2 protein-coding genes are annotated in these 2521 nt (G+C 49.3%); both read right to left on the reverse strand.

The genetic code is table 11. The features are described from left to right. Positions 1-135: 135 nt before the first annotated feature. Positions 136-1209, reverse strand: coding sequence for an efflux RND transporter periplasmic adaptor subunit (locus tag DWZ03_RS19710; RefSeq protein WP_034529001.1), 1074 nt, complete (start codon positions 1207-1209; stop codon positions 136-138). 125 nt (positions 1210-1334) lie between these two features. After that, a partial coding sequence (locus tag DWZ03_RS19715; protein WP_120130555.1) for an O-antigen ligase family protein occupies positions 1335-2521 on the reverse strand: 1187 nt, incomplete at its 5' end.

Raw genomic sequence — 2521 nt, forward strand, 5'->3', positions numbered from 1 at the left:
GGATACCGGCAAGGTGAAGTAAGTCACCAGCCCGACAATGAAGCATGCTGTAAATGCCATCAGTACGGCAATAGGCCGCTGTATCAAAAACTTTATCAATTGAACTATGAATTTTGAATTACCACTTATCACTCATTATCTATCAACCACCTTCACCGATGCTTCATGTGCCAGATTCACATTTCCCGTCACAATGACCGTATCGCCTTCTTTCAGGGCATCGTCGGCCATACTATAGCTTTCCGCATTCTCCAGACCGGTCTGCACATAGTTCCACTGCGCCTTTCCGTCTTTCAGGGTAAACACCACCTGCTTGCCCGAACGCAACACCACGGCACTCTTCGGGATTACAAGCTGTCCGCCCAGAGAGCGGTGCACGTTCACCCTCACGTTCATCCCACTGAACAGCCGTCCCTTGCCATTGACGGCAGCCTTCACCTTAACCATCCCCTTGTCATCCACCAGAGGATTGATTTGGGTGATGCGCCCCTCCTGCCTAAAGCCGGCATCCGAATAAGGGGTAACAATCACCTTGTCGCCACTCTTTATCAACGGCAGTTCGCTTTCCAGCACCGTGAAGTCCACCTCCATACCTTGAGTGCCGATAATGGAGCAGAAGGCTTCCGAGGTACTTGCCTCGTTGAACGGTTTGGAGAACAGGTTCGCCACTACCCCGTCAAAAGGCGCAACCAGCGTGGCGTGTTCCTCTTCATACGCGGCAAGCTCATACTGGGCGAGGCTCTGGTCGTAACCGCTCCTCACGCGGGCCAGCTTCATGATGTCAGCAGGTACTTTGGAGGCATCCCCCACCGGATAGCCTTGCCCTATCAATACGTCCTGCAGCTCAAGTTCCGCTTTTTCCAAGGCATCCTTGGCCTGCGCGGTCTTGTTCTTCAGGCGGAACTTATCCAGTTCGGCAAGTTTCTGCCCTTTGCGCACCGGGTCACCGTTCTTCACGTAGATGTGTGCCACTACACCGGTGGTCTCAAAACGCAAATCCGCCATGGCACCGGCGGTTACTTTTCCGTTGCTCACCAGTTCATGCTCAAAGGTCGCCCGCTTCAGGACTTTCACGGTCACTTCATTGCTTTCACTTGGCAGGACGGTTGCCACCCCTTCCTCGGACTCTTTTCCCTTTCCGGCATCGGAGCAGGCGGCAAGCAGGGCAACGGCCATGCATAGCAGGTATCGATAGTTCTGTGTCTTCATATTCATACTCAATTATAAATTGATAAAATTAATCGTTTCAAAAAAACGAACCGATATTTGCATGTGGACACTTTTTTCATAGCACTTTAGTAATTAGTTCACTCATTATTAACGCTTTACGTTTTTTATTCATCTTTTTTAATATGGACAAAAATAAGCTGAATCTTTTTTATTTCCTCCCTCATCTGTCGTATTGCCGTAGAATGCACTTTCGGCTCTTTCGTCAATACCATCCACTTCATTTTTTCAAACTTGTCCGGTTGCCTGAAGCTTGGTTCCGCATAAAGCTTCGCAAGCAGATAATAGGGATAAATACGCCCCGGCAACCGATGGGTGGAACGGATAAACCAGTCTTCCGCTGACAAGCAATCACCCATCTGCTGATAGTTCTTGCCTATCACATTCAGTATCATGGGGTCACAACTACGCAGTAAAGCTTCTTTCAAAATACGGTTGGATTTACTGAACTGCTGCTGCTTGTGCAATCCATGACCATATTCGAACAAGAAAGATGCCCGGTCTCTCAACAGAGGATAAAGGCGCCCGTACTCTTTCTCTGCCGATTGATACGCACCTGCATTATACAGCACCCGCGCATTCATCCACTCCCGACAGGCCTGCTCCACTTGCAAGTCATTCTTCAGGCGAAAACCGCCAATGATGCCTACTGATACAGCCAGCCCCAACCATTGCCAACGGTCGGCACCGGACAAGCACGCCACAAGCAATCCTCCAAATGTAACGATAAATACCGGAAGTTGTAGCGGATAGGAGGAAAAAGAGAATATCATCAAAGAAAGAATAGCCCCACAGATACCATAACGTCCTTTACGGACTCCCCTATACAAACACAGCACGACCACAACCAATAGACATACAGCCAAAGGAATGCCCAGTTCGACCGCAGCCTGCAGATATTCATTGAATGCATATTCCGGACTTCCCGCCACACGTTCCTCCCACGGTTCATAATCACCTGCTGCAAAATAAGTTTCCTGCGCATTTCCGTAGGCTGCTGCGAAATTATGAATCCCATATCCGGTCAACGGCTTTTCTGCAATGGCACGACAAGTTATCTTCCACATGAAAAGACGGCCACGTGCAGAATCGGGTTTCAAGACAAACAGTAAATAGCCTGCCAATAGCAAGACACAGAATCCACCGACCACTACCATCACCACACGCTGCCTTTGCTGCTGCCATAATAATCTGAACTTATCCGTCCAATCCATATGCCAAGCATATACACACAGACAGGAAACTCCTGCCGCCAACCATGCCGAACGGCTCATTCCTGCCGGAAGCACACAAA

It is taken from the genome of Bacteroides sp. AF29-11, assembly GCF_003602895.1.
In the GTDB taxonomy this organism is placed as follows: Bacteria; Bacteroidota; Bacteroidia; order Bacteroidales; family Bacteroidaceae; genus Bacteroides; species Bacteroides uniformis.

What these genes read in the sequence shown, in the direction of transcription:
- DWZ03_RS19710 (WP_034529001.1), bottom strand. Translation starts at nt 1,209, where the DNA reads ATGAAGACACAGAACTATCGATACCTGCTATGCATGGCCGTTGCCCTG.